At 71.7% G+C, this 1,043-nt stretch carries 1 pseudogene; it reads left to right on the forward strand.

Annotation, left to right across the window (positions count from 1 at the left end):
* A pseudogene (locus ACWC5O_RS45540) lies at window positions 1-1,043 on the forward strand (hypothetical protein); the annotation flags it as partial.

The following is a 1,043-nucleotide window of genomic DNA, read 5'->3' on the forward strand; positions in this document are numbered from 1 at the left end:
GTTGGAATGGTCCACCTCGCTCGCCAAGCACTCGTACGAGATGGAGGACCTGCAGAACCGCGACGCGGAGAAGCGGTTCGGGCGCGTGCTGTACGAGAAGCTGGGGGACCGCTTCTCGAAGGTCCGCGACAGCGAGGCGTACGGGTCGCTCATCCGGCTGGGCCGCAGCGCCGAGGCCGCTGGCCACGACGCCGTAGAGATGATGCGCGACATCACCGAGCGCGGGCTGGACGACGCCAAGGACTTGGCGAAGGTGCTGCACTGGCGCGCGGAGCAGGCGATCGAGGACGCGGACCGGCGCCAGGTCCGGGCGGATGAGCAGCGCGTACGCGAGGCGGTTGAGGAGCAGGAGCGGACTGTTACCGCGGCCATGGGCGAGGCTCAGCTGGTCGGCGGTGAGCAGGAGGACCTCCTGGCCGCCGCGGAGCAGGCGCTGCAGCTGCAGATGCAGGCCGGGGTCCTGCACGGTGACCAGGAGCCGCAGGAGCGGGTCGCGCTCGCGGATGAGCGTCGGGCGGCTGCCGAAGAGCGCGCCGACTGGCGGACCCGGACCGCTGGAATCGAGGGCCCGGAAGGCGAGTACGCGCGCGGGGTCGCGGAGCTAGCGGAGGATCGACGGCTGGACCTTGGCCGTCAGCTGGCCGAGTCGGAGCAGCTACCGCAGTGGGCGGAGCGGGCTTTCGGATCCGTTCCGGAGGACCCGCTTCGGCGGGAGGACTGGATCGAGCGGGCCGGAACGGTCGCTGCGTACCGCGAGGCGCACGAGTACGAGTCCGAGCGGGACGCGATCGGGCAGCGGCCCGGCCGGGGTGCGGTCGACGTCCGTATGGACTGGGACCGGGCGTACCGGGCGCTTGGCGAGCCCGAGGAGCGGATGGAACTGGTCGGAGCGTCGGACGCGACACTGCGGGGGATGGTCGAGCAGTACGACCGCGAGACCGAGTGGGCGCCGCCGCACGTCGCCGGCCAGCTGCGCGAGACGAGCGAGTCCCTCGCCATCGCCGAGCGCGATGCACTGCAGAAGCGGATCGACGCGATGGAGG

The organism is Streptomyces sp. NPDC001450 (genome assembly GCF_053597295.1).